The organism is Nodosilinea sp. LEGE 07088, assembly GCF_015207395.1.
GTDB lineage: Bacteria > Cyanobacteriota > Cyanobacteriia > Phormidesmidales > Phormidesmidaceae > Nodosilinea.
In genome coordinates, this window is sequence record NZ_JADEWX010000091.1 from 1 (window position 1) to 23,591 (window position 23,591).

Genomic DNA, 23,591 nt, shown 5'->3' on the forward strand with positions numbered 1-23,591 from the left:
GGTCAATCTTTGCATCCCCGTCAAGCCTCAGATTTTTGTCGATCCAACCAACGCGTTAACCCCATGGCCTACAACCTGCTTGAAAACGCCACCATGGCAATTAAAACCCTGGGGGCCAACCGGCTCCGTAGCGGCTTGACGATGCTGGGCATGATCATCGGCAATGCCTCGGTGATTGCTATGGTGGCCGCCGGGCAGGCGGCCCAGGGCTATGTTACCCGCCAATTTGAGTCATTGGGTACCAATGTCTTGTTTGTCACCCCAGGGGATGCCCAGCGGGGGCCGGGGGCCGGGGTGAGCCGGGCCGATACCCTGACCCTGGCCGATGCCGAGGCGATCGCCGCTGAGGTGCTGGCGGTCAGTGCGGTTTCCCCCGAAAAAAGCCAGCGGCTACGGGTGACCCAGGGAGCTGCCGAAACCCAGGCCAACGTGATTGGCACCACCCCCGACTATTTGACCGTGCGCCAGATAACCCTGGCCCAGGGCCGGTTTCTTAGCCCTGTGGATACCCAGAGTAATTTGCAGGTGGCGGTTTTAGGCAGTGAAGCGGCCCGCACCCTATTTGGCAGCCAAGATCCTATCAATCAAGGCATTCGCGTCGATAACGTCAGGTTTACGGTGGTGGGGGTGGTGGCGCCGAGGGGGTCATCTTTTGGCCAAAATCAGGATGAGGCGGTTTATATTCCGATCTGGGTAATGGCAAACCAGATCACCGGTCAAGAGGTGGGCAAAACCAGCCCTACGGTGCAGACCATTGCCGTGTCGGCCCGGGATGGGGCTGAGTCGAGCGCCGCCCAGTACCAGATTACCAACCTGCTGCGGCTGCGCCACGGCCTCTTGCACAAAGAAGACGACTTTACCGTGCAGAGCCAGCAGGATTTGCTCTCCACGGCGGCCAGCATTACCGACATTTTGGTGCTGGTGTTAGGGTTTACCGCTGGCATTTCGCTGCTGGTGGGGGGCGTCGGGATTATGAATATCATGCTGGTGTCGGTGACTGAGCGCACCCAGGAAATTGGTCTGCGCAAAGCGATTGGGGCCAGGGGTAGCGATATTTCGGCGCAGTTCACCATCGAAGCCGTCATCCTCGCCGTCATTGGTGGACTGATTGGCACGGGGTTGGGCATCGCCAGCATTGTGATCATGACCCTGACCACACCTTTGAGCGCGGGCGTTAGTCTGTGGGCGATCGCAATCTCGTTCACGGTGTCAGGCAGCACGGGCCTGATTTTTGGCCTTTTGCCCGCCCGCCGAGCGGCCCAACTTGACCCAATTGTGGCGTTACGGAGTTAGGTGTATGCCCCTGATCGAACTTCAGCACATCAGCAAAACCTACGGCGTGGGTGACCTCGCCGTGCAGGCCTTGAACAATGTCAGCTTGACCATTGACCCCGGCGAATACTGCGCCATTATGGGGCCGTCGGGGTCGGGGAAATCGACAGCTATGGGCATCATTGGCTGTCTTGATCGACCAACCCAGGGACGTTATTGGTTAGACGGCATTGCGGTTAGTGGTCTAGGGGCCGATGCCCTGGCCGATATTCGCAACCGCAAAATTGGCTTTATTTTTCAGCACTTTTACCTGCTGGCCCAGCTCACGGCGGTGGAAAACGTCATGCTGCCCATGGTATACGCCAATGTGCCCAGACCCAAGCGAGAGGCGCGGGCCATTAAGGTGCTAAAAAAAGTGGGCCTGGGTCATCGCCTCCACAATCGACCCCATCAGCTTTCGGGGGGGCAACAGCAGCGAGTAGCCATTGCCAGAGCCATTGTCAACCGTCCTAAACTGCTACTGGCCGATGAGCCGACCGGGGCACTAGATTCCCAAACCAGCCAGAGCATTCTGGATATTTTTGCCGATCTCAACCGCGGCGGTATGGCCCTGGTTGTGGTCACCCACGATGGGGAGGTGGCGCGGCGCTGCGATCGCGTCATTGAGTTCTGTGATGGCCAGGTACTGAAGGATAATTCCAGGCCTCAATCGATCCCCATAAAATCCCAGGGATGATCGGCCAAGAACGGTCTGCAAAAACTGAGGGGCTGGATTTTTCTTAGGCGAAGATAGTGAGGTCTAACCTCAGTCGGGCTCATTTTCTCTATAGTATTCTGAAGCTTAGCGCCCGACCCTTACCCCTTACCCATGCCGTTCTGATGCAGACCCCAGGCTTTCTCCGCAATGCGCAGCAGTGGGTTTTTCGTACCCCTGAACGGGCTCTCAATCAAGCTTACGAAGCCGCCCAGATGATAGAAGCCATAGAGCGAGAATATTTTGGGGGCAACCCTATTTCATCCCGCTATGGCAACTACGGCGATAGCGCCATGGACTATTTTCAGGGCGATCTGAAAAAATATCTGAGTTTGATCAAGGTGCGCATGGCGGTGTTTCGCGCCAGTCGGTCAGTGGTGCGGGGCAGCGAGCCTCGGGTGATGGAGGTGCAGATGCCCGCCTCTGAGACCAGCGATTTGTCGGTAAACATGATCGACCAGCAGGCGGTCTTTTTTCGCAAACTCCAGGTGATCGATGGGGTGCTGGCCCGCTATGCCAACTCAGACAGCAATCCTGAGCGGGTGATTACGCTCGACAACGGGGCTGGTGCTGAGCTGACGCCCTCGACCCAGGTGCTGCGATCGCGGGCCGACCAGGCCAAAGCCGGGGCAACTGGGGGCAGCCCAGCTGGCCCCCTGGCCGCCAATGCGGCTACCCCCGACAGTAAGCGCGATGCAGGGTTGTCTGACCGGGTCAATGTGCTGCCGCGCTCTATCCTGCGCACGGTCGATCGCATTCGCCAAGACCTCGACCCCAACGCCGAGCAGGAAGTGGTGCGCGAGTTTCGCAGCTCTAAAACCAAAACCACTGCCGCCATTCGGTTTTTGCTGCTGCTGATTATCGTGCCGCTGCTGACCCAGCAGTTTACCAAAACGTTTTTGGTCGGGCCGATTGTCGATCGGGTGCGGGCCGGGGGCGAAGAGGCCGATGTCTTTCTCAACATCGAAATGGAGGAAGAAGCCCTGCACGAACTCCAGCAGTTTGAAGAGCGGCTGCGGTTTGAGGTGCTGATTGGCAAAGCCCCACCATTATCAGAGCTGAATATTGAGCAGCGGGTGCGCACCAAAGCCACCGAAATTGAGGACGACTACCGCGATCGCAGCTCCAGCGCCGTCAAAAACGTCTTCTCTGACCTGCTGGCTGCGATCGCCTTTGCCCTGCTGTTGATCACCCGCAAGCAAGATGTGGCCACCCTGAAATCGTTCATGGACGAAATCGTCTACGGCCTTAGCGACAGCGCCAAAGCGTTTATTATCATTCTGTTTACCGATATCTTTGTGGGGTTTCACTCGCCCCACGGCTGGGAAATTTTGCTAGAGGGGCTGTCGCGGCACCTGGGCTTTCCGGCCAACCGCGACTTTATCTTCCTCTTCATCGCCACCTTTCCGGTGATTCTCGACACCATCTTCAAGTACTGGATTTTCCGCTACCTCAACCGCATCTCGCCCTCGGCGGTGGCCACCTACAAAAACATGAATGAGTGACGCTACCCTGACTTAGCCTGACCCTCGGCGAGAGACAATCCTGCTCTCGTCGAGGATTAATATTTCATAAAATAATAGTGGATCCCAATTTGCTGGTGCGAGAATCGCCCCAGTTTGGTGATTGACCTGGCGATTGGTAGCTGGAATACCTACCCTGTAGAGGACGGCTTGCTATGCTCAGGCTAACTGCCACTGTCTTCTGTCTGCTCGACTGGCAATGGCTGGCTAGCCAGCGGTTGCCCCCTTGCTAATCGCGCCAAAACGTTACCTTTAGGACATTCAACGTGTTTGAGTACCTGCCCCCACTCAACGATCACAACCTTCCCTACCCCGACACCATTCACCCCATCGTGGTGCATTTTGTCATCGCCATGGCCCTGTTCGCCTTTGTGTGCGACGTGATTGGCTACTTCACCAAAAACCCGCGCTACTTTGAGGTGAGCTGGTGGAACATGTGCTTTGCCACCGTGTCGATCTTTATTGCCGTGATTTTTGGCCAGGTAGAAGCGGGTCTAGCCATGCCCTACGTACCTGCGGTCGAGTCTACCCTCAACCTGCACACCATTTTGGGCTGGTCGATGTCGGGCATTATTGCGGCGATTACCGGCTGGCGCTACGTGCTGCGAATGAAGGATGCCCAAACTATTCCCATCGCCTATCTCGGCGCCGGTGCGGTGTTGACTGGACTGGTTTTTTTTCAGACCTATCTGGGCGACAAACTGGTGTGGATCTACGGCCTGCACACCACTGAGGTGGTCAATGCAATTCGTGACGGAGTGCTGTAATGACTGCCGCTGTGATCGATCAACTCGCGCACCAGATGGGGCCCAACGGGTTGCCCTATGCCCTGCCCATTCATCCCAATCTGGTGCATTTGACGCTGGGTCTGTTTATCGTTGCCATCAGCTTTGATATTGTGGGGGCGCTATTTCCCCTAGAGAAGCGGGTGTTCAAGTTTTTGGCTATTCCCGCCAGTCGTTCCAACTTTTTTGATGTGGGCTGGTTCAACATCGTGGCGGCGGCGATCGTCACCTTTCCCACGGTGGCGACAGGGTTCTACGAGATCTTGCTGGCTCAGCCCCCCAGCGACGAGGTCAGCGCCTGGGGCCTAGGCGGGCTAGAGACGATGCTTTGGCACGGGGTCGGCGGTGTCGTGCTGCTGACACTGATGGTGGGTATGGCGATTTGGCGAGGGTTTCAGCGTTACCTATGGCGTCAGGATCGGGCCCGGCAGGTGCAGTGGTCTTATTTGCTCACTGGCCTGGGAGTGTTTGCCCTGATGTTTGCCCACGGTACCCTGGGCGCGCACCTGGCGGGAGAGTTTGGGGTTCACATCAGTGCCGATATGCTGCTGCGGGCCGGAGAAGATTTGACTACGCTGAACGTGATATTGCCGCAGGGATTCTAGAACAATGAGTAGTCGAGTAATACTGAGACTGTTAGCGTTGGCGGGCATTATGACCCCCATCAGCCTCTGGGTGGGGCAACAGGCCTACGGCTGGATGCCGGAGCCCGCCTCTGAGGAAGCCCTGCTGGTCGACAATCTGTTTAGCTTTCTCACCACCCTCGGTACCTTTATCTTTTTAGGGGTGGCGGGTACGCTGCTCTATGCGGTTTTGTTTCAGCGGGCGGCTAAGTATGACGAGGGCGATGGCCCTCCCCTTGAGGGCAACCTCCAGCTGGAAATTATCTGGACGGCTATTCCCCTGGTGCTGGTGTTCTGGATTGCGGGCTACAGCTACCGCATCTATGACCAGATGAATATTTTGGGGCCGATGGAGCACATGCACAGGGGCGAGGCGATCGCCGCTCCCCTGGTGGCCCAGACCCCAGAATCAACTGACCCGATCGAAGTCCACGCCCGTCAGTGGGTCTGGGAGTTTTATTACCCCGAGGCGGGGGTCACCAGCACGGAGCTGCACCTGCCCAACCATACCCGCGCTAAACTGGCTCTTACCTCTGAGGATGTGCTCCACGGCTTCTACGTTCCGGCCTTTCGGGTCAAGCAAGACATCATCCCCGGACGCCGCATTGACTTTGAGTTCACCCCCATTCGCGAGGGCACCTACCGCCTGCGCGACTCGGAGTACAGCGGCACCTACTTTGCTGCCATGCAGGCCAATGTTGTGGTCGAGTCAGCCGCTGCCTATCAGCAGTGGCTGACCGATGCCGCCGCGCGATCGCCCCAGCCCGGGCTGAGCCCCTCCTACACCGAATATCAGCTAAAGGTAGAAAATCGCGATCATCGTCCGGGTTGGAAAACCGTAGAGCCTGCCCCCTACCCCCTGGTTAACTACCCCGGCTCTCCCGAGTTGCCGGAGCCCAAACTCTAGCGATCGGAGGTTGGGTGTAGCGGTAGCAAAAGCCAACAGCAAGACCTACCCATTGGTCTTGAAAGGTAATTTTTACTGCAAAACTCAACCGTCAAAACCTCTCTCCCACTGCCCCTCTCCCCACTGCCCCCTTGCCCATGACTGACCTCACCCTCGAAACCGCTCTCAATCGAGACCAGCCCACCCCCGGTGAACCGGAAAACTGGCGGCGGTTCTTTAGCTTCAGCACCGACCACAAGGTGATTGGCATTCAGTACATCGTGGTCGCCTTTGTATTTTTTCTGATCGGCGGCTTCCTGGCCATGGTGATGCGCGGTGAGTTGATTACCCCCGAGGCCGACCTGGTCGATCGCACCGTCTACAATGCCCTGTTCACCATGCACGGCACCATCATGCTGTTTATGTGGACTTTTCCGGTGCTCAATGGCCTGGCCAACTACCTGGTGCCCCTGCAAATCGGCGCTCGCGACATGGCCTTTCCCCGGCTCAACGCGGTGGCATTTTGGCTGGTGCCAATTTTTGGGATTATCCTGATGGCCAGCTTTTTGGTGCCCGGTGGGCCTTCCCAATCGGGCTGGTGGGCCTACCCGCCGGTGAGCCTACAAAACCCCACCGGCAACCTGATCAATGGCCAGTTTTTGTGGATTTTGGCGGTGGCCCTCTCCGGCATCTCCTCCATCATGGGGGCGGTGAATATGGTCACCACCATCATCCGCATGCGGGCCCCGGGCATGACCTTTTTCAAAATGCCAGCCTTCTGCTGGACGGTGGCGGCGGCGCAGACCATTCAGCTGTTTGGTCTGCCTGCTCTGACGGCGGGGGCGGTGATGCTGCTGTTTGACCTCACCGTGGGCACCAGCTTCTTTACCCCTGAAACCGGTGGCGACCCGGTGCTGTATCAGCACTTTTTCTGGTTCTATTCCCATCCGGCGGTGTACGTGATTATTCTGCCGGTGTTTGGGGTGTTTTCAGAGCTGTTTCCGGTGTATGCCCGCAAGCCGCTGTTTGGCTACAAGTTTGTAGTGGTGTCGTCCTTTGTGATTACAGGGTTGAGTGCGATCGTCTGGGTGCATCACATGTATGCCAGCGGCACCCCCAGCTGGATGCGGATGCTGTTTATGGCCAGCACCATGCTGATTTCGGTGCCCACCGGGGTCAAGATTTTTGCCTGGGTGGCCACGATCTGGGGCGGCAAGCTTAAGCTCAGCACCCCGATGCTGTTTGCCCTGGGCGGCCTGGTGAACTTCTTGTTTGCAGGCATTACCGGCATTATGCTGGCCTCGGTGCCCTTCGATGTCCACGTCAACAACACCTACTTTGTGGTGGGGCACTTTCACTATGTCATCTATGGCGCGGCGGTTATGGGCATTTACGCTGCCATCTACCACTGGTTCCCCAAGATGACCGGGCGGATGTACTACGAAGGCCTGGGCAAGCTGCACTTTGTGCTGACCTTCATTGGCGTCAACCTCAACTTTTTGCCGATGCATCCCCTGGGGCTGATGGGGATGCCGAGGCGGGTGGCCTCCTACGATCCTGAGTTTGCCTTCTGGAATGTGCTGGCCAGCCTGGGTGGCTTTTTGCTGGGGGTCTCGGTCTTGCCCTTTTTGCTGAATATGATCAGCTCCTGGATTCTGGGCGAAAAGGCCCCGGCAAACCCCTGGCGGGCGATCGGCCTGGAGTGGCTGGTGGCCTCGCCGCCCCCCCACGAAAATTTTGCTGAGATTCCGACGGTGGTAGCTGAACCCTACGGCTATGGCAAAAACGAACCTTTGATTGCATCGCAAATGACGTCTACGGAGTTGGTTTAGTGAGCTCAGTTAATCTCGATCAAACCCTCAATACGGCGGCAGTGGCCCACGCCACCGAGCACCACGACGAAGGCGAACACCGGATGTTTGGCTTCATTGTCTTTCTGCTGTCAGAAAGCGTGATTTTCCTCAGCTTCTTTGCGGGCTATATCGTCTACAAAACCACTACCCCCGCCTGGCTGCCTGCTGGGATAGACGGGCTAGAGGTGCGCGAACCCCTGATCAACACCATCGTGCTGGTATCGAGCAGCTTTGTGATTTATTTTGCTGAGCGGTTTTTGCATAGAGAAAACCTCTGGGGCTTTCGGGCCTTTTGGCTGTTGACCATGGCCATGGGCAGTTTCTTTCTCTATGGTCAGGCGGTGGAGTGGGCGGGGCTACCCTTTGGCTTTACCGATGGCCTGTTTGGCGGCACGTTTTACCTGCTCACTGGCTTCCACGGCCTGCATGTGCTCACTGGGGTGTTGATGCAGGGGATCATGCTGGGGCGATCGTTTATTCCGGGCAACTATGACGACGGCGAAGTTGGGGTGGCAGCAACCTCCCTCTTTTGGCACTTCGTCGATGTGATCTGGATTATTTTGTTTATCTTGATCTATGTCTGGCAGTAGGCCTTCTCCCAGATCCCAGGGTTCTTTTGATGAACTGTAGGCGGACTAAGAAAGTGTGGAAGAACTCTGGGATCTTTTCAAGCGAAGTTTTAAAGAGCCACTATGCCCGCTAAGGATATCTATCATAATGCCGTCAAAAATGCTCTGGTTAAGGATGGATAGACAATTGCTCAGGATCCATTGAGCCTACGTATAGGCAAAAAAGATCTGTTTATTGACCTAGGTGCTGAAAAGCTGCTTGCTGCGGAGAAAGGTTCTGACAAGATTGCTGTTGAGATCAAGAGTTTTGTTGGTTCCTCAGAAATCCGTGATTTAGAAAATGCCCTCGGTCAGTTTGTTCTCTATCAAAATGCTCTGAGCTTGACGGAACCAGACCGCACATTATATTTAGCGATTCGAGAGGCTGTTTACCTCGATCTGTTTGAAGAAGAAATTGGCAAAATGCTTCTAGAGCGGAACGTAATTAAGCTTGTATCATTTAATCCTGAGCAGGAGGTAATCACACGATGGATACCTTAGAGGGCTATCGCCAAATCATTCGAAACACGCTAATGCCCTATACCCGCATTGCCTACGCTAATGTGGATGTTCGCAATCTTGCGGCCTTTGATGCTGACAGCGACCAATACGTCATTCTCTCTGAGGGTTGGAATGATCAGCGCCACCACCATGGTTGTTTGATTCATGTTGAAATTCGCGACGGCAAAGTTTGGGTGCAACGCGACGGCACTGAGGATGGCATTGCCAATGAACTGGTGGCAGCGGGCATTCCGGAAACAGATATTGTGCATGGTTTTCAGGAACCTTCAGTTAGGCCCCACACAGGGTTTGCAGTAGCTTAGCAGCAGTTTATTTAACACCTGATTAACCCTGCTGAATCAGACTGATAAGTTGACCTTCTCCCAGCCCCCCAGCGAGTAACCCGCCATGATTATTGATGACCAGCACTACGACGTGATTATTGTCGGCACCGGGGCCGGGGGCGGCACGCTGGCCCGCAAGCTGGCTCCGTCAGGGAAGCGCATTCTGCTGCTGGAGCGGGGCGACGCCATGCCCCTCGACGAGCAAAATATCAGCGATGTGGATATCTTTCAAAAGCAGCGCTACCACGCTCCCGAGCAGTGGTATGACGAGGATGGCGAACCCTTTACCCCCCAGGCTAAATACACCATTGGCGGCAACACCAAAATCTACGGGGCGGCCCTCCAGCGCATGCGCGAAAAAGACTTTGAAACCGTGGCCCACCAGGACGGTATTTCGCCCGAGTGGTGCCTGAAGTACGCTGATTTTGAGCCCTACTACGCCGAGGCTGAAGCGCTGTACCAGGTACATGGCCAGAGTGGAGCAGACCCCACCGAACCCTCGCGCAGTGGTGAGTATCCTTACCCGGCAGTGGCCCACGACCCCACCATTCAGCCCGTGGTTGAGGGCATTGCCAAGCAGGGCTGCCATCCCTACCCGCTGCCCATGTCGCTATCGCTGCGGGAGGATGATCCCACCGGAGATGCTGAGGTGTTCGGCGTCAACCCAGCGCTCGATTTTGGCAACGTTGCCCTTAAAACCTCGGTCAAAGTGACGGGCATTCTCACCAATCCGACGGGCACCGTCGCTAAGGCAGTACAGGCGGAGGTGAATGGGCAGCCCTATATTTTTATGGCCGACATCATTGTGCTGGCCTGCGGGGCGATTAACTCGGCGGTGCTGCTGTTGCAGTCGGCCAACGAAAAGCACCCCACGGGTCTGGCCAATGGCTCTGATCAGGTGGGCCGCAACCTGATGAAGCTCACCATGAGTTCGGTGGTGGAGGTGACGGCCCAGCCGAACTCCGGCAAGTTTCCGCGATCGGTGGGCATCAATGACTACTACTGGGGCGATGGCCAGTTTAACTACCCCATGGGCCATATTCAAAACATGGGCGGGGTGTTGCAGGATGCGATCTTTGCCGAGTCGCCGCCGGTACTTTCGCTAATTACCAAGTTTATGCCCAACTTTGGGCTGAAACAACTGGCGACGCGATCGATCGCCTGGTGGGCCATGACCGAGGTCTTGCCTGACCCCAAAAATCGGGTTGAGGTCAAAAATGGCAAGCTCTATGTGTCGTATACGACTAACAACGCCGAGGCCCACGATCGCCTGGTGTATCGCTGGCTCGATGTGCTCAAGGCGGTGGAAAAAGACAGCAGCCTGTTTTCGCGATCGGGCATGCACCCCCGCGGCGAAGTGCCGCTGCCGGTGATGGCGAATCAGTGCGGCACCTGTCGCATGGGCACCGACCCGGCGACGTCGGTTTTAGACATTCATTGCCGTGCCCACGAGCTTGACAACCTCTACGTCGTGGACAGCAGCTTCTTTCCTTCCAGCTCTAGCGTAGGGCCTGCCCTGACCGTGATTGCCAATGCTCTACGGGTGGGCGACCATCTGCTAGAGCGCCTGGGGTAGCGCTATCTCTTGTAGACTACAGTCGAGATCGATAGCTCGGGAGATAGCTATGGCAACTGATGACTTTGGCGTGGGCGATCGCGTTTGCCTGATTGCGCTGCCCCCCTACTTTAAAACCGCTGACACGATGCCCATGCTGCGGCCCGCCGATACGCTCTCGGTCGGGGCTGAGGGGATAGTTATGAGCCGTCGCCCCGGCGGCTACTGGGGCATCAAGTTCGACAAGGGCTCATTTTTGGTAGATAGCCAGTTTCTACGACCCATATCTGCCCCGGCAGATCAAACTACCGAGGCGGCTGAGCCCTAGTGCTAGGCCTTCTGCCTCTAAGCTAGAACGCCGGTACAGAAACCCGGTTTCTCGGCCAGAATGCCAGTCATGCCGTTAGGGCAGTGACATAGAAACCGGGTTTTTAGCCATACTGTACCGATGCTCTAGGCGCAATCGTCGTTCCATTAAGCTGAAGTAGACTCGGTTTCCGGTGCAGCCGCTTCCGGTGCAGCCGCTTCCGGTGCAGCCGCTTCAGCTACGGGGTCGCCGGTTTCCTCAGCGGCAGCTTCGGCAGGCGGTTCCTCCGGGACTTCTTCCACGACAGCCTTGGGCTGGGGCTTGGGGCCACGCATGAGCGCTGGGGGAGTCTGGGGCTTGCGATCGCCTTCGTCTCGGCCACGGCCACCGCGTCGCCCTTTACCACCTGGGCGATCGCCGCCTTTGCCCTCGTCTTTTTTGATGTGGTCTGCTCCCACGGTAATGATTTTCTTTTTAGGCTTCTCAGGGGAAGTCTCTGGAGTGTCTGTCATGACTGTTGTTGAGTTAACGCCGTGGCGATCTTACCGTGAATCAGCTTTGGTTTTAGGCAAGTCCGCATGTCAGCCTATCGGCCCATGACACAACCCGTGCTGGCAGAGCCAGCTGTCAGGCCTAATGCCGCCCGCGTTATGCTCAAAGCACCGCCAATGAGTTGCCGCCATGGTCTCTGCCCCCGTTGCTACCCACCCGCTTCAGTTTGCCAGCGATAACTACTCGGGCATTTGCCCCGAGGCGCTGGAGTATATGCTCAACGCCAACTCGGGGGATGTACCGGCCTACGGCGACGACGACTGGACCCAGCGGGCGGCGGATACCTTTCGCACGACCTTTGAGACCGACTGCGAGGTCTTTTTTGTTTTTAACGGCACGGCAGCCAACTCGCTGACCCTGGCATCGCTGTGTCAGAGCTATCACAGTGTGATTTGCCATGAGCTGGCCCACATCGAAACCGACGAGTGCGGGGCACCGGAGTTTGCCAGCAACGGCTCTAAACTGCTGCTGGCCCAGGGCAGCCAGGGCAAGCTCGACCCCGCCGAGGTTGAGCGTCTGATCACCAAGCGCTCCGATATTCACTACCCCAAGCCCAAGGTCATTAGCCTCACCCAGTCCACGGAGGTGGGTACGGTATACACCGCCGACGAGCTGATCGCCCTCACCGGCTTAGCGCGCCGCTACGGACTCAAGGTACATATGGATGGCGCCCGCTTTGCCAATGCCCTGGTGGCGTCGGGCAAAACCCCAGCGGAATTGACCTGGAAAGCGGGCATTGACGTGCTCTGCTGCTGCGGCACCAAAAACGGCATGGGGTTAGGGGAGGCGATTCTCTTCTTTGATCGATCGCTGGCCGAAGACTTTGACTATCGCTGCAAGCAGGCGGGGCAGCTGTGCTCGAAGATGCGGTTTATTTCGGCCCCGTGGCTGGGCCTGCTGGAGACGGGGGCCTGGCTGCGCAACGCCGCCCACGCCAACCGCATGGCCGCCTACCTGGAGCAGCAGCTGCGGCAAATTCCAGGGCTAGACATCCTCTTTCCCCGCCAGGCCAACGGTGTGTTTGTGCAGATGCCCCCGCCGCTGATCGACGCGCTGCACCGCCGGGGCTGGCGGTTTTACACCTTTATTGGCAGCGGCGGGGTACGGCTGATGTGCGCCTGGAACACCACCCCCGAGGCGATTGATGCGCTGGTAGGGGATATCAAGGCGGCGATCGCAACCCTAGCCTAGGGCCAATTTACCCTGACATCGACAAACTCCTTTCCCGCCGTCTTTGTATAGTGGGGGCATGCTCCCTAGATTGCGAGGACATTATGGCTGGCCTGCCTCCTGGTTTGCTGATTCGCACCGCCAAGCGAGTTTGGACAACACTGTGGCAAACCATGATGGGGCAGATGGCCCCCAGCAGCACGGATGGTGACTATCAACGGCCAGAGAGTGAGTTCCGCCACTGGATTGAGCCTGAGGGTACCTATCCACCCGAGAAAAACCGCTACTGCCTGATCGTCGGCACGGGCTGCCCCTGGGCCCATCGCACGCTGGTGACGCGGGCGCTGAAGGGTCTGGAGGGAGCGATCGCCCTGGTGCCGGTAATCCCCTCCCCCGACGAAGGCTGCTGGGTGTTTGAGACCTCCTTTCGCGGCTGCCGCACCCTGCCCGAACTCTACCGCCAGGTGGGCTCTACCGGGCGGGCCACGGTGCCCGCCCTGTGGGATACCCAGACCGCCTCGATCGTCAACAATGAAAGTGCCGACATCATTGTGATTTTGAATCAGGCCTTTGACGAATGGGCCACCCAGCCTGAGGTCAACCTCTACCCCGATGCCCTCAAGGCCGACATCGATCGGTGGAACGATCGCACCTACCAGGCGGTGAACAACGGCGTCTATCGCTGCGGTTTTGCCCAAACCCAGGCCGCCTACGATCGTGCCGTCACCGAACTATTTGAGACCCTCGACGCGATCGACCAGGCCCTAGCCCAGACGCCTTTTCTCTGCGGCGACGCCGTTACCCTGGCGGATGTGCGGCTGTTTACCACCCTGTTTCGTTTCGACGTGGTCTACTACAGCCTGTTTAAGTGCAACCGCCGCCGCATTCGAGACTATGCCCATCTCGGCCCCTACCTGCGCAGACTGTATCAACTGCCGGGGGTGGCGGAAACCTGCGACCTTGAGGCGGTCAAGCGCGACTACTACGGCAACTTGTTTCCCCTCAACCCCGGCGGCATTATCCCCACCGGGCCAGATTTAGATTATCTGGAGGCTCCAGCGAAGGAATGGGTGGATCTGTAGCGAGGTGTGGTGTTGAGCTGCGATCGGAGGTCGGTGTTTGCTGAGCGCCTAGAGGGGTCGTTGGTGAAGGTGGGGTGAAAAGGCTTTATCAATTATTGAATTGGATGGGAATCAGCTTCGGAGAATTTATAGCTGGTGTTTCAAAAACACGGCACTGCCCAAGGGAGTCACAGCCGAAAGTCAAGACGTCGGGCATCCATCTGTCGTCATCAGCAGGGGCTCCAAACCTAAAGTGTAGAGTAACCAAAGTGTCGTTTGAGCAGTTCTTGATTTTGTGTGCTGTACGCCTGTCTACCAAGACGAGATCACCAGCCTTATACACTTGTGAATTAGCATCAAACTTCTTCTCCTCCCACCAACCCTGAATGCCCTCGAAGGGGATATTTTGATCGTGGGCTCTTTCCTCAGAGAGCTCCCAATGAGTCATCTCTCCTTGTACAACTCTGATGGCATCCAGTGAGTTGCCATGATGGTGCATTGGAACTTCGCGGCCGGGCCTCCAGCCAATCACGTAAACCGACAGTATCCAGTTTTGAAAGATGAGCCCTCTCTTATAGTTTTCTTCATCCAGATCTACATACTTATCAATAAAGCTTTGGTTTAGCCGTATTTTTTCTACACAGTCTATGAACTGCTTAGCACCCAGCTTATAAGCTGCATTAGGCATAACGATTAGCTCACTCTGACTGTGGACTAGCCTGTTAGTCAGGTTGCACAAAGTTAACCCACCTATCAGCGATTCGACATCGGGTATATCTATCCCCTTGTCTCTGAAGTCGTAGATAAGTTTGTCGGCCTGGTCGAGCCAGTAACGGAGCTGGAGGTCATTGATAGTTGCGTAGGAGGCAATTTTGGCAGACGACTTGTGGTCTTTTGCAAGGACGGCTTCACAATAATTTCTTACTGTATCAATATCTCGACCTGACAAGTCATAAACTTCAATATGCTGGCTTTCTTCCTCGGGCGCAAGGTCTTCTAAGGTGCAGTTGAGGGCACCACATAACTTGATTAAGTTACCGATCCACTTAGAAGCAGACCCTCGTTCCCAGTTAGCAATAGTATTTTCAGATACGCCCACGAGCTGGGCAAGCTCAGTCTGAGTTAGCCCAGCTTTTGTCCTCATCTGGGTAATAACTTGGTTCTTCTTAGAGTTCTTTCTCATCGAAACAAGATCCTGATTTAGCGCTCAAGAGAAATTACTGCGGTTCATTCTGCGCCGAGCAGCTCAAAAGAGTCATGTGTTTGGCATGAAGTGGTTGTATATACTCCGCTTGAGCCATGAAGGTAATGGTCGTTTGCCAGATAAATTTAGCACAGTTCCTCCTTAGTTAACTTACAGGGGCTTAACACTTTGTGGGAACTCAACATAATTACTGAGCAGTCCACTCTTGGCTTCACACGTCTTTAACCTGTATCTAGCGCTACTTTTACCCACAACTTTCTGTAGCCTTGCCAAGACGCTAATACCGAGACTTGCTCTAACTCATATTTAGCTGGCACCCCAAACCTCATTAACAGAACGTTTCAACGTCTACTCGGCATTGTTAAGTAGGTAAGCCTAATTAATTGTAAGAAAGGGTTTGGGGGCTGCGCCCCCAGGCAGGGGGTTTCACCCCCTCCACCCCCACCAGCATCTTGAGTTTAATTAGGCCCAGCTACTTACCGGCCTAGTCTGACTGCGCGATGAATCACTGGCCAATATAGTACCCATGGCCTATTACCAGGGGCATCCCTATCCTTGCCACAAAAACTTGTGGGTTAAATCCCTACTTTTAGAGTGTTGTTCCGACAATAAAGCTCTGATGTAGCACTCAAAAAGTTACGTATTACACCACAGGTCTGCTGAGTAATGTGTCAATGTCACGGAAACACAAGTTTTAGAGCGCGACAGCCATAGCGCCTAGGAAGCTCTCTTGCTAGAGCCACAATCTTACTTGGTGTCTGTCAAGCCGCTTACCTAGCAGGTGGCTCAGGTCTCCTGTCCTATCTATGAGGGTTTCCTATTATGAAGAGCATCTTTAGAACTATTTTAGAAATTCGTCGAAAACTTGGTCAAGAAAAGATGGAGTCTGTGCCATGCTTCACGATGCGACCGATTCTCCATGAAGAACACACCCCTGATTTTTTCAATAAGTCGCTAAGCGAACTCCAAGATATTCTGATAGACAAAGGATACCTTGATGTAAAGACTGACTGCTTTGATGCAAAAACAAAGGAAGCTGTAAAGTCCTTTCAATCCTCTAAAAGCCTTGTTGCAGATGGAATTGTAGGACCGCTAACTTGGGCAGCCCTCCTATTCCCAACTCTGTATATGGCCAACCAGGATAATTTAGAAGATGCTAAAAAACATGTTGCTAAGCTCCAGTCATTACTTAACAAAGAAGGGTACAAGATTAGAGTAGATGGGCGCTTCAGTCATCAGACTAAACGGGCATTAAAGAAGTTCCAAATAGCCCATGCTCTACTGGCTGACGGTGTATGCGGTCCACGAACTTGGAGCATCTTGTTGGGACAACGTCAGGTTTTAAGTCCAAGTCTTAGCAGAGACATCAGAGACTTCCTTGAGCGGGAATGGTTGATGATTGATCAACTCTTCATGGTTGCCTCAATCCAATTCGGTATCTTGTTTAACCCATTTGAAGATGGGCACAGATATCCTTTCTGGACGACGCTTGCAGTCTCATATGTTCTAGCCTATATTGGCCCTTTAATCCTAGAAAAGAAGATTTCCCTTCTGCTGGATCAATTAGAAGGAAAAAACTTCCAGGTGCTCCGATTTGCGCCCTATGTACTCATTGGGTTTTTATCAAGACAGATTCTCCATACCATTAGACTCGTCCTTATTCCCTAGCGTTTTCAAAAAACTATGATCTCAGAGTGCCTGATTTTATTAATAGAAATTCAATGGGTGTGTTCACTAAAAACTGCACTATCTAGTGGGGTGATTCCATGAACTTCTTTGGATCTCCAAGCTTAGAATTCTTTACTCCTCCAGGTGAGGGCATAGCGACTCAGTCTATTACTTCAAATAATGCTGGGAGAGTTGACGTTAATGCGGTCAGTTGGCCCGCAAAGCTGCACCTAAATGACAGGGTCTTAAATATCTCAAAAGGTCAGAAGGTCGTCATTATTGGTCGCCAGGGAAACACCCTACTGGTGGTCCCATTCCGTTAGTGGCATTAGTCATTAGTTGTATAAGCATGGTCTTGAAGACCAGCAGGGAAGTCACTCCTGCTTTACGACTGCCCAATCGCATCCACCTTCTCCTCCTCCGGCACATCCAGGTATCGCTGCAACGCCGCCATCGACGACTAGCCGCCCAGGTCTTGAATCGCCTTTAGCCTCATCCCCGCCGGATCCAACCGAGTCGCCCAGGTGCGCCGGTTGCTGTGGGTACTATATCTGTACAGGCCCAGCTACAACTGGGAAGTGTCAAAGTGGGCTAGTAGTCCAGGCTGCGATCGCCGCTTACTTGAGCAAGTCTGAGCCGGAGGCGGCTCATTACTTCCCAAATTACTGAAATAATCCACCTAGCCGCCTATCAGCTTGGGCAAGCTCAGAGATCCGTTCTCTGATAGCCTCAATGTCGTCTCGAAAAGGATATGGAATCGCCGCCCCCCCTTTTGACTGCATCACCTTAAGCTCATCCACTGCGGAGCTTATAACTAACTTTTGTTCATGGGGAGAAGACAGTTTCAATCGATCCAATGCCCCTAGCGCAACATAGTACGCGCCCAAGCTATTAGCTGTCATTTCGTTTGAAACCATAGCCTGAATCAGATTGGTCAATGCCTCCTGAGCTTGACCATATAGCTCATACAGCTTCTCTCGCTGCCAGCGTTTTCTCTCTCTACTCTCTTGAAGCCAGCTATTAAGGAGCACAGCGATTGCACTGATTAAAGCCCCTAACGAAGCCCCAAAGCCAACATCTCCGACCACATACCGGATCGACTCTATAGAGCTTAGAACAGAGTTCAGCATCTGCATTGACTACTAACTGCGCTGAGAAACTTAAGGTTTCACCACTCTACCCCCAACACCGAATCGATCATTCGCGGGCGATCGCTTCTGCAACCTCCCGCCGTCGAATCAGGTTAGCGGCCTCTACCTCAATTGCGGCCAATTGAAGGCGATCGCGCTTTGCTTAGACCCATAGATTGATTGACCTGGCCAGTGACACCGCCAGCGTCCGCCATCCAGCAGGGCCATGAAGACCCACCGCCCACCGCCCACGGCCACGCTTACAAGGGCCAGGGCGGCAGTAGCTCTGACCCAAGATACCCTCGGTAGAGTCGAAGTCAGGGAGCTGGGAACCCACCACCGCCAGGGCTAGGTACGTTAAATCGCTGATGCCAAGTAACAGACTCGTGCCAACGGCTGCGATCGCGACGTGGGTGATGGCCATCATGGGCAGGCAAAGTTCAATGCACTTACTATCAATTTGCCCAAATAGCGGTCATTGCAGAATTATGATTCTCCCTTGTCTTGGGAATCCCTGATGTCACGACCATGCATAGCAATATCATGAATAAGCCTTAACTTGGAGTCCAAAACCCTCAGCTCTTCCGGCACTTCTACATCAGCAAGAAATAGCCACAACTTGTGGGCCTCTTCTTCGATAGCCTTAAGCGCCTCGGCCATATTTTCTGGAGTGGTCATAAGAGTCCTTTACCAAGTGTGTTGTCCATACGCTAGCTTTGCTAGACAAATATAAATCTGGGACACACACACAATATAGCAGTGCCTTCACTGCCCCAGCCGCTTCCTCGCACCCCTGACATTGCCCAGCTGCTTAGCGTCATCCCAAACACCAGCGTGCCCCCACCCAGAATGTAGAGCCCCTGATTACTGGTGCCCAACCTAATAAGCCTTAGAACGAAGGCCATAGACACCGCTTTCAGCCAGGTCATCCAAACGCGCAGGTTGAAGCCAAGCAGGCTAAGCCACCCCTACTCCGCAAAGAACCCCAACAAGGCATCCCCCGCCGCCCGCTGCTCCAGGTTCAGGTAACTGGTCAACGATGCCAAACTTGCGTGGCCCGTAATCGCCATGATCTGCCGCAGGGGCACCCCCGCATCATAGAGGTGAGTGGCCAGCGATTCACCTCCGGCGAGGCTCCGCCAACGCCTAAAGGTATGCCTACTAACCCCCTCCAGCCCCAGCAGGTCACAGGCCCGCCGCAACGCCTTATCCCACCACTCGGGTGCTGAGTCGTCAGCCAAGGCAATTATGACAGGCTGGGTGCGGGCAAAGCCGTGCCAGTCGGGAGCGGGCACGGCAACTGGGAACTGTCAGTTGACCATCGCTCGTTGGGCATTGCGAGCCTCTTCCCAAGCAGAACAAGGGCAAAACCCTACTGCGATATGAACCCGGTGGCCAGTAGCGGCAGCAAAATCAGCGCTGTCAAAATCACCATCAACGTGGGCACGTCGATGGAGAGCACATTTTTTTCAGCAGCGGAGCGCTTTTGTTTTTGGGGGTTGGGGTCATCCATCGTCAACAACTCCAGTGAGAGTACCAGGGCCTAGATCTAGGGTATCACCCAGGGTTTTGCCCGTGTGATAGGCCGCTAGCAGCACGTCGCTGGTTTTACCCCAGGCAATTTCGCCCCGGTGGCTGAGGGCGATCGCCCCAAAATCCCGGCCATTTTCGGTCGCCTCGGCAAAGGATTTCTCAAAGGCTGCTGCGATCGAGAGGCCATCGCTCACCCGCACCACAAGGCGAGCCGCCAGACACTCGTCAATAATATGTTCGCCAATGCCTGTGCAGCTCACTGCCGCCAGGGCATTGGCGTAGGTGCCCGCTGGCGTCGCCGAATCACTCACCCGCCCCGGTCGCTCTAACCCTTTGCCGCCGGTAGAAGTCCCCACGGCCAGCTGTCCAGCCGCATCCAGCACGACCACACCAATCGTGCCGCGCCTGGCTTCAGCATCGACAGGTTCGTCTTCGGCCTCAGCCACCACCCCCGCCGCCTCCCGCTGAAAGTGGTTAGCCCGAGCCCGCAACCACTCCTGTAAACGCAGATCGGTCACCGGATCAAACGGCGGAATATTCAACTCGCGGGCCAGTTCGGCGGCCCCGAGGTCAGACAAAATGCGATCGCAGGCGGGCTGAAGATAGTCGGCCAGGTCAATCGGGTGCTGAACACGGGACACGTTGATAATGCCGCTAAACCGCTGGTGGCTGCCATCCATCAGCCCCGCACTCATGCGCACCTGCCCATCTGACTGGAGTACCGACCCCGTGCCCGCGTTGAAGCTGGGCGCATCCTCTAACAATCGGCAACCCAGCACCACGCAATCGCGGGCACCCGCGCCAGTTTCGGCTTTGTGGTAGACCTTTTCGGCAATGGTGCGCAGTTCTTCTCGCAGGGTGATTATTTTTTCTTGGTGCCCCAGAGAGCTACCAGCGCCCCCGTGAATGATGACCTTGGGTTGGACATGCGTCATAGTGAATTTCCTAACGGTGGCGGCGACAGCGATCGCTACAATACTTGACCTGATCCCAGCAGCTGGCCCACTTTTTACGCCAGGTGAAAGGGCGCTGACAGACTGGGCAGACCTTGGTGGGTAGGTCGGCCTTAGCACGTTGCTTCGGCACTCCTAGCTCTCCTTACTCCAGGCCGGGTGAGCCAGTAATGAGGCCATCATCCGCACGCCGCGCAGTTGATTCGACAGGGGCAGGTGGCCGTCGGGGGCACTCAAATCCCAGACAAAGCCGCCCGGGTAGCGGGTCCAAATATTGTCATCTTTCCAGGCCAGGCGAGGCCAGAGTTTATCCCAGTTTTGGCCCAGGCTGAGCCAGATGCGGCGCTGTACCGAAAAGCCAAATTTGCCCTCAGAATAGGCCAGCCACAACCGATCAATGGTCTGCAAATCGACCACCGGAAACTGCTCGACCTCGGTAAAATAAACCCACTTGCGTTTTTCGGCGGTTGGCCCCGCCAGCTCACAGAGTTTGGCCAGGGTGAGCCGATCGGCGGCCTCAAACTCTTGCTTGATTAACAGATCTTGTAGCAGTCCATAGTCGATGCCCTGGTCTGAGGGCATCTCCAGGCGTCCTTGGGGCCAATGCTGAGCCAGTAGATCCTGTAGATCTGCTTGCTCGGTGGCGTAGAGCACCTGAAAAATCTTGCCGTCTAAAATAGTGGCTGGCTCGGTTTTACGGGCTTTCAGGGTGGTGGTCAGCTCCTCAATTCCCACTTGCCCCAGGGCAAGCAGCTCGTGCACGGCCGAAAGCTGTTTTTTGAGTGAATCGCCCCGCAGCTGAGCGCGCAAATCTACCAGTGTGTCGCCGTCCGAAACCATAGATATCGCTAACATGCGCCATGAAAGTGCCCTTCTCAATGATATGGCATGTTTGGCAGCCTATTGGGCGAGTTGAGCAGATGGGGAGAATAGGAGACGTGACGATGTGGGGATGCAGCCTTGCACTCCTTACCTTCTCGACTCTTCGGGGAGCCGATAGCCCTGCTCAAAGGCAAAGCGCACCAGCTGCGAGCGATTCTCTAGGTTGAGCTTGGTCAGTATCTTGCTGAGATGAGTTTGTACCGTGCGGGGGCTCAAAAAGAGATGCTCGCCGACCTGTTTATTGGTGTAACCCTGCACCACTTCCCAGAAGACGCGCTCTTCGGCGGGGGTCAAGGGTAAGGGGTGGGGAGCTAGATTGGTTTGCTCAGCCATGCGCTCAAGGGCGCTGTGGAGCCGCTGCGATCGCGCGATCGCCCCCTTCACCTTGGCGACCAGCTCATTGGCGGAGAAGGGTTTGACCAGGTAGTCATCGGCCCCAATGAGATGGCCCTGCACCCGGTTATTCAGTTCCCCCAGGCCCGAGAGAAAGATAAACGGCACCATTTCGCCTTCGGGGCGCGATCGCAGCCGCTGACAAAACTCAAATCCATCCATCCCAGGCATCATCACGTCTGAAACCACCACATCAGCCGTGGTTGATCGCAATAAATCTAAGGCTTCCTGGCCTGAGGTCGCCCTGAGCACATCAAACCCCTGAGCCTGAAGCCGTCGGGTTAGGGCCATCTGCAAAATGGGATCATCGTCAACAATCAACACGGTGCTCATAATTACAGACCTATCCAAAACCGTCATCAAACCAGCAAGACTGTGGAGAGTTAAAGCGCACTAGGCGATAGGGCGTTTTATGAGTTGCAGGCAATGGGCAAGATGCCAGTAGATTCTGCCGCCGCAGGGGGTTGGTTATTTGCATCATCCCTAGCGGCGATGTGCCTGATGCACCTATCATTCCCTGCATCTATGGCAATGGAACGGGACTGGTGCACAATGGCTGGTGAGTTGCCTCACATCCTCAAAAATGTGGAGACATAGCTGTGTATAGCTACCCAATTAGTGAGTAGAGAATGAATAGGGCTTAAACAATTTAAGTGGAAATTAAGGTTCAGTGGCGCAAGGTGTTATGGGTAAAGCAATGTAGTGCTTGCCTATGGCTTTAATTCAGTTTTCCCTAACGCCTTCCTAGGCTCGCTACGCGGCTTCAAATATCTACAGATTTTCTAAGTTTAAAGACAACACCATGGCGATCTTGATTTCGGGTGTGGCAGGATTCATCGGCTTTTCCTTGGCTCAGCGACTTTTAGCAGAGGGGTTCTCAGTCTACGGCATTGATAACCTCAATGCCTACTACGCGGTCACGCTCAAGGGCGACCGCCTCCGGTTGCTGGAGAGCCACCCCAACTTCACGTTTCAAAAGCTAGATATCTACGATCGCCAGGGCATCGATACCCTATTTCAGCAGCAGGCCTTCGACTATGTGATTCACCTGGCCGCGCAGGCGGGGGTGCGCTATTCCTTAGAAAGCCCGCACACCTACGGCGATAGCAACCTGTCGGGGTTTCTCAATATTTTAGAGGCCTGTCGCCACCACGCCCCCAGGCATCTGGTTTTTGCTTCCTCCAGTTCGGTCTATGGTTCCAATCGCAAGGTGCCCTTCTCCACTCGTGATCCGGTAGATTATCCAATTTCTCTATACGCCGCCACCAAAAAAGCCAATGAACTCATGGCCCATGCCTACAGCCATCTCTACCAAATTCCGACTACCGGACTGCGCTTTTTCACGGTCTATGGCCCTTGGGGTAGGCCCGATATGGCCTACTTTAAATTTGTCAAAGCCATCTCCGAGGGCCGCCCTATTGATGTCTATAACCACGGCCAGATGAGGCGAGACTTTACGTATATTGACGATGTGGTAGAAGGCATTTTTCGGGTGATGCATTACCCCCCCAAGGGTTGCGACCAGCCAGCAGCGACGACCAGCCAGGCCCGCTATAAAATCTACAATCTGGGTAATCACCAACCGGTGACACTGATGCGTTTCATTGAAGTCATTGAGACAACCCTGGGTCAAAAGGCTGTCTTAAACCTGAAGCCGATGCAGCCCGGCGATGTGTTGGAGACCTACGCTGACACCACTGACTTAGCTCAGGATGTCGGCTTTTCGCCGGATACGCCATTAGAAGTGGGGATTGCCAAATTCGTAGACTGGTACAAAGACTATTATTCCAGCTGAGTCTTAGCTACGCAGGCTAGGTGGCGGGCGGTGAGCCTACCACCTGTAAACCGAGAATTGCTAACCCGGCCCCAGCGGCCTCTGCCACGGTGCCAACCAGTCGGTACAGGGCTACGGCGCTGAGTACTACTCCCATAGAGAGGGTGTCCTGTAGTAAGGTGACCGCGATCGCTTCAAATACCCCCATCCCCCCCGGCGCACCGGGAATCACCAACCCCGCCAGCCAGGCCAGGCTAAAC

27 protein-coding genes and 2 pseudogenes are annotated in these 23,591 nt (G+C 55.2%); 17 read left to right on the forward strand and 12 right to left on the reverse strand.

All coding sequences use genetic code 11. The features are described 5' to 3' along the window. Positions 1-63: 63 nt before the first annotated feature. The 12 genes and pseudogenes from IQ254_RS18415 to sipA all read left to right on the forward strand — a co-directional run bounded on the left by IQ254_RS18415 (position 64) and on the right by sipA (position 11,032). Positions 64-1,293 carry an ABC transporter permease gene (locus IQ254_RS18415; protein WP_193967624.1) on the forward strand — a complete coding sequence of 410 codons (1,230 nt, stop codon included), beginning with the start codon at positions 64-66 and terminating at the stop codon, positions 1,291-1,293. Between the two features lie 4 nt (positions 1,294-1,297). Beyond that, on the forward strand, positions 1,298-2,008 hold the full coding sequence (locus IQ254_RS18420) for an ABC transporter ATP-binding protein (RefSeq protein WP_278000343.1): 711 nt from the start codon (positions 1,298-1,300) through the stop codon (positions 2,006-2,008). Positions 2,009-2,151: 143 nt separating this feature from the next. Then, positions 2,152-3,531, forward strand: coding sequence for a proton extrusion protein PcxA (locus tag IQ254_RS18425; protein ID WP_193967625.1), 1,380 nt, complete (start codon positions 2,152-2,154; stop codon positions 3,529-3,531). A gap of 284 nt (positions 3,532-3,815) precedes the next feature. Next, complete coding sequence (locus tag IQ254_RS18430; RefSeq protein WP_193967626.1) at positions 3,816-4,316, forward strand: DUF2231 domain-containing protein; 501 nt, start codon at positions 3,816-3,818, stop codon at positions 4,314-4,316. Then, complete coding sequence (locus tag IQ254_RS18435) at positions 4,316-4,939, forward strand: DUF2231 domain-containing protein (protein ID WP_193967627.1); 624 nt, start codon at positions 4,316-4,318, stop codon at positions 4,937-4,939. The genes IQ254_RS18430 and IQ254_RS18435 overlap by 1 nt, the downstream gene beginning before the upstream one ends. Positions 4,940-4,943: 4 nt before the next feature. Then, positions 4,944-5,864 (forward strand): cytochrome c oxidase subunit II, encoded by a 921-nt coding sequence (locus IQ254_RS18440; protein WP_193967628.1) that lies wholly within the window; start codon positions 4,944-4,946, stop codon positions 5,862-5,864. Positions 5,865-6,001: 137 nt separating this feature from the next. Next, a complete protein-coding gene (gene ctaD, locus IQ254_RS18445; RefSeq protein ID WP_193967629.1) occupies positions 6,002-7,675 on the forward strand; it encodes a cytochrome c oxidase subunit I in 1,674 nt (557 codons plus the stop codon). Further along, positions 7,675-8,286 carry a heme-copper oxidase subunit III gene (locus tag IQ254_RS18450; protein ID WP_313887492.1) on the forward strand — a complete coding sequence of 204 codons (612 nt, stop codon included), beginning with the start codon at positions 7,675-7,677 and terminating at the stop codon, positions 8,284-8,286. Before ctaD ends, IQ254_RS18450 begins: the two co-directional genes overlap by 1 nt. 102 nt (positions 8,287-8,388) lie before the next feature. After that, positions 8,389-8,805, forward strand: a pseudogene (locus IQ254_RS18455) (XisH family protein). After that, on the forward strand, positions 8,793-9,128 hold the full coding sequence (locus IQ254_RS18460; protein WP_193967630.1) for a XisI protein: 336 nt from the start codon (positions 8,793-8,795) through the stop codon (positions 9,126-9,128). The pseudogene IQ254_RS18455 and the gene IQ254_RS18460 overlap by 13 nt, the downstream one beginning before the upstream one ends. A gap of 85 nt (positions 9,129-9,213) precedes the next feature. Further along, on the forward strand, positions 9,214-10,725 hold the full coding sequence (locus IQ254_RS18465) for a GMC oxidoreductase (RefSeq protein ID WP_193967631.1): 1,512 nt from the start codon (positions 9,214-9,216) through the stop codon (positions 10,723-10,725). Between the two features lie 49 nt (positions 10,726-10,774). Next, positions 10,775-11,032, forward strand: coding sequence for a regulatory protein SipA (sipA, locus tag IQ254_RS18470; protein ID WP_193967632.1), 258 nt, complete (start codon positions 10,775-10,777; stop codon positions 11,030-11,032). Positions 11,033-11,178: 146 nt separating this feature from the next. Here the strand turns inward: sipA and IQ254_RS18475 are convergent, their stop codons facing one another. Next, on the reverse strand, positions 11,179-11,523 hold the full coding sequence (locus IQ254_RS18475; RefSeq protein WP_193967633.1) for a hypothetical protein: 345 nt from the start codon (positions 11,521-11,523) through the stop codon (positions 11,179-11,181). Positions 11,524-11,692: 169 nt separating this feature from the next. On the opposite strand from IQ254_RS18475, the gene IQ254_RS18480 reads away from it, so the two are divergent. Both IQ254_RS18480 and IQ254_RS18485 read left to right on the forward strand, forming a co-directional pair. After that, positions 11,693-12,754: a low specificity L-threonine aldolase gene (locus tag IQ254_RS18480; protein WP_193967634.1), complete on the forward strand. Its 1,062-nt coding sequence runs from the start codon at positions 11,693-11,695 to the stop codon at positions 12,752-12,754. Between the two features lie 83 nt (positions 12,755-12,837). Further along, positions 12,838-13,815, forward strand: coding sequence for a glutathione S-transferase family protein (locus IQ254_RS18485; RefSeq protein WP_193967635.1), 978 nt, complete (start codon positions 12,838-12,840; stop codon positions 13,813-13,815). Between the two features lie 88 nt (positions 13,816-13,903). Here the strand turns inward: IQ254_RS18485 and IQ254_RS18490 are convergent, their stop codons facing one another. After that, on the reverse strand, positions 13,904-14,977 hold the full coding sequence (locus IQ254_RS18490) for an XRE family transcriptional regulator (RefSeq protein WP_193967636.1): 1,074 nt from the start codon (positions 14,975-14,977) through the stop codon (positions 13,904-13,906). An 843-nt stretch (positions 14,978-15,820) separates the two neighbouring features. Between IQ254_RS18490 and IQ254_RS18495 the strand changes: the two genes are divergently transcribed. After that, on the forward strand, positions 15,821-16,666 hold the full coding sequence (locus tag IQ254_RS18495; RefSeq protein ID WP_193967637.1) for a peptidoglycan-binding protein: 846 nt from the start codon (positions 15,821-15,823) through the stop codon (positions 16,664-16,666). A gap of 98 nt (positions 16,667-16,764) precedes the next feature. Next, the gene (locus IQ254_RS33720) at positions 16,765-16,989 is read left to right on the forward strand and encodes an NfeD family protein (RefSeq protein WP_193967638.1); all 225 of its coding nucleotides are present in this window, start codon (positions 16,765-16,767) and stop codon (positions 16,987-16,989) included. Between the two features lie 339 nt (positions 16,990-17,328). Here the strand turns inward: IQ254_RS33720 and IQ254_RS18505 are convergent, their stop codons facing one another. From IQ254_RS18505 to IQ254_RS18545, 9 genes are all read right to left on the reverse strand, one after another. Then, the gene (locus IQ254_RS18505; RefSeq protein WP_193967639.1) at positions 17,329-17,796 is read right to left on the reverse strand and encodes a hypothetical protein; all 468 of its coding nucleotides are present in this window, start codon (positions 17,794-17,796) and stop codon (positions 17,329-17,331) included. Between the two features lie 163 nt (positions 17,797-17,959). Continuing rightward, positions 17,960-18,223 carry a hypothetical protein gene (locus tag IQ254_RS18510; RefSeq protein WP_193967640.1) on the reverse strand — a complete coding sequence of 88 codons (264 nt, stop codon included), beginning with the start codon at positions 18,221-18,223 and terminating at the stop codon, positions 17,960-17,962. A gap of 59 nt (positions 18,224-18,282) precedes the next feature. Next, positions 18,283-18,474 carry a hypothetical protein gene (locus IQ254_RS18515; protein ID WP_193967641.1) on the reverse strand — a complete coding sequence of 64 codons (192 nt, stop codon included), beginning with the start codon at positions 18,472-18,474 and terminating at the stop codon, positions 18,283-18,285. Positions 18,475-18,764: 290 nt separating this feature from the next. Further along, positions 18,765-19,091 (reverse strand): tyrosine-type recombinase/integrase, encoded by a 327-nt coding sequence (locus IQ254_RS18520; RefSeq protein WP_193967642.1) that lies wholly within the window; start codon positions 19,089-19,091, stop codon positions 18,765-18,767. A 77-nt stretch (positions 19,092-19,168) separates the two neighbouring features. Beyond that, a complete protein-coding gene (locus IQ254_RS18525) occupies positions 19,169-19,309 on the reverse strand; it encodes a hypothetical protein (protein WP_193967643.1) in 141 nt (46 codons plus the stop codon). Next, complete coding sequence (locus IQ254_RS18530; protein ID WP_193967644.1) at positions 19,302-20,264, reverse strand: isoaspartyl peptidase/L-asparaginase; 963 nt, start codon at positions 20,262-20,264, stop codon at positions 19,302-19,304. The genes IQ254_RS18525 and IQ254_RS18530 overlap by 8 nt, the downstream gene beginning before the upstream one ends. Positions 20,265-20,274: 10 nt before the next feature. Continuing rightward, a complete protein-coding gene (locus IQ254_RS18535) occupies positions 20,275-20,415 on the reverse strand; it encodes a DUF2256 domain-containing protein (RefSeq protein WP_193967645.1) in 141 nt (46 codons plus the stop codon). Between the two features lie 2 nt (positions 20,416-20,417). Further along, positions 20,418-21,122, reverse strand: coding sequence for a GUN4 domain-containing protein (locus IQ254_RS18540; RefSeq protein ID WP_193967646.1), 705 nt, complete (start codon positions 21,120-21,122; stop codon positions 20,418-20,420). 129 nt (positions 21,123-21,251) lie between these two features. Next, positions 21,252-21,890 (reverse strand): response regulator transcription factor, encoded by a 639-nt coding sequence (locus IQ254_RS18545; RefSeq protein ID WP_193967647.1) that lies wholly within the window; start codon positions 21,888-21,890, stop codon positions 21,252-21,254. A 469-nt stretch (positions 21,891-22,359) separates the two neighbouring features. On the opposite strand from IQ254_RS18545, the gene IQ254_RS18550 reads away from it, so the two are divergent. Next, positions 22,360-23,352 carry an NAD-dependent epimerase gene (locus IQ254_RS18550; protein WP_193967648.1) on the forward strand — a complete coding sequence of 331 codons (993 nt, stop codon included), beginning with the start codon at positions 22,360-22,362 and terminating at the stop codon, positions 23,350-23,352. Positions 23,353-23,368: 16 nt separating this feature from the next. Here IQ254_RS18550 and IQ254_RS18555 read toward each other — a convergent pair. Further along, positions 23,369-23,591, reverse strand: a pseudogene (locus tag IQ254_RS18555) (UPF0104 family protein); the annotation flags it as partial.

Bases quoted from the DNA above. Each gene is read 5' to 3' on its own strand.
- IQ254_RS18415 (WP_193967624.1), top strand. From the start codon at position 64: ATGGCCTACAACCTGCTTGAAAACGCCACCATGGCAATTAAAACCCTG.
- IQ254_RS18420 (WP_278000343.1), top strand. From the start codon at position 1,298: ATGCCCCTGATCGAACTTCAGCACATCAGCAAAACCTACGGCGTGGGT.
- IQ254_RS18425 (WP_193967625.1), top strand. From the start codon at position 2,152: ATGCAGACCCCAGGCTTTCTCCGCAATGCGCAGCAGTGGGTTTTTCGT.
- IQ254_RS18435 (WP_193967627.1), top strand. From the start codon at position 4,316: ATGACTGCCGCTGTGATCGATCAACTCGCGCACCAGATGGGGCCCAAC.
- IQ254_RS18440 (WP_193967628.1), top strand. From the start codon at position 4,944: ATGAGTAGTCGAGTAATACTGAGACTGTTAGCGTTGGCGGGCATTATG.
- ctaD (WP_193967629.1), top strand. From the start codon at position 6,002: ATGACTGACCTCACCCTCGAAACCGCTCTCAATCGAGACCAGCCCACC.
- IQ254_RS18460 (WP_193967630.1), top strand. From the start codon at position 8,793: ATGGATACCTTAGAGGGCTATCGCCAAATCATTCGAAACACGCTAATG.
- IQ254_RS18465 (WP_193967631.1), top strand. From the start codon at position 9,214: ATGATTATTGATGACCAGCACTACGACGTGATTATTGTCGGCACCGGG.
- sipA (WP_193967632.1), top strand. From the start codon at position 10,775: ATGGCAACTGATGACTTTGGCGTGGGCGATCGCGTTTGCCTGATTGCG.
- IQ254_RS18475 (WP_193967633.1), bottom strand. From the start codon at position 11,523: ATGACAGACACTCCAGAGACTTCCCCTGAGAAGCCTAAAAAGAAAATC.
- IQ254_RS18480 (WP_193967634.1), top strand. From the start codon at position 11,693: ATGGTCTCTGCCCCCGTTGCTACCCACCCGCTTCAGTTTGCCAGCGAT.
- IQ254_RS18485 (WP_193967635.1), top strand. From the start codon at position 12,838: ATGGCTGGCCTGCCTCCTGGTTTGCTGATTCGCACCGCCAAGCGAGTT.
- IQ254_RS18490 (WP_193967636.1), bottom strand. From the start codon at position 14,977: ATGAGAAAGAACTCTAAGAAGAACCAAGTTATTACCCAGATGAGGACA.
- IQ254_RS18495 (WP_193967637.1), top strand. From the start codon at position 15,821: ATGAAGAGCATCTTTAGAACTATTTTAGAAATTCGTCGAAAACTTGGT.
- IQ254_RS33720 (WP_193967638.1), top strand. From the start codon at position 16,765: ATGAACTTCTTTGGATCTCCAAGCTTAGAATTCTTTACTCCTCCAGGT.
- IQ254_RS18505 (WP_193967639.1), bottom strand. From the start codon at position 17,796: ATGCTGAACTCTGTTCTAAGCTCTATAGAGTCGATCCGGTATGTGGTC.
- IQ254_RS18510 (WP_193967640.1), bottom strand. From the start codon at position 18,223: ATGATGGCCATCACCCACGTCGCGATCGCAGCCGTTGGCACGAGTCTG.
- IQ254_RS18515 (WP_193967641.1), bottom strand. From the start codon at position 18,474: ATGACCACTCCAGAAAATATGGCCGAGGCGCTTAAGGCTATCGAAGAA.
- IQ254_RS18525 (WP_193967643.1), bottom strand. From the start codon at position 19,309: ATGGATGACCCCAACCCCCAAAAACAAAAGCGCTCCGCTGCTGAAAAA.
- IQ254_RS18530 (WP_193967644.1), bottom strand. From the start codon at position 20,264: ATGACGCATGTCCAACCCAAGGTCATCATTCACGGGGGCGCTGGTAGC.
- IQ254_RS18540 (WP_193967646.1), bottom strand. From the start codon at position 21,122: ATGGTTTCGGACGGCGACACACTGGTAGATTTGCGCGCTCAGCTGCGG.
- IQ254_RS18545 (WP_193967647.1), bottom strand. From the start codon at position 21,890: ATGAGCACCGTGTTGATTGTTGACGATGATCCCATTTTGCAGATGGCC.
- IQ254_RS18550 (WP_193967648.1), top strand. From the start codon at position 22,360: ATGGCGATCTTGATTTCGGGTGTGGCAGGATTCATCGGCTTTTCCTTG.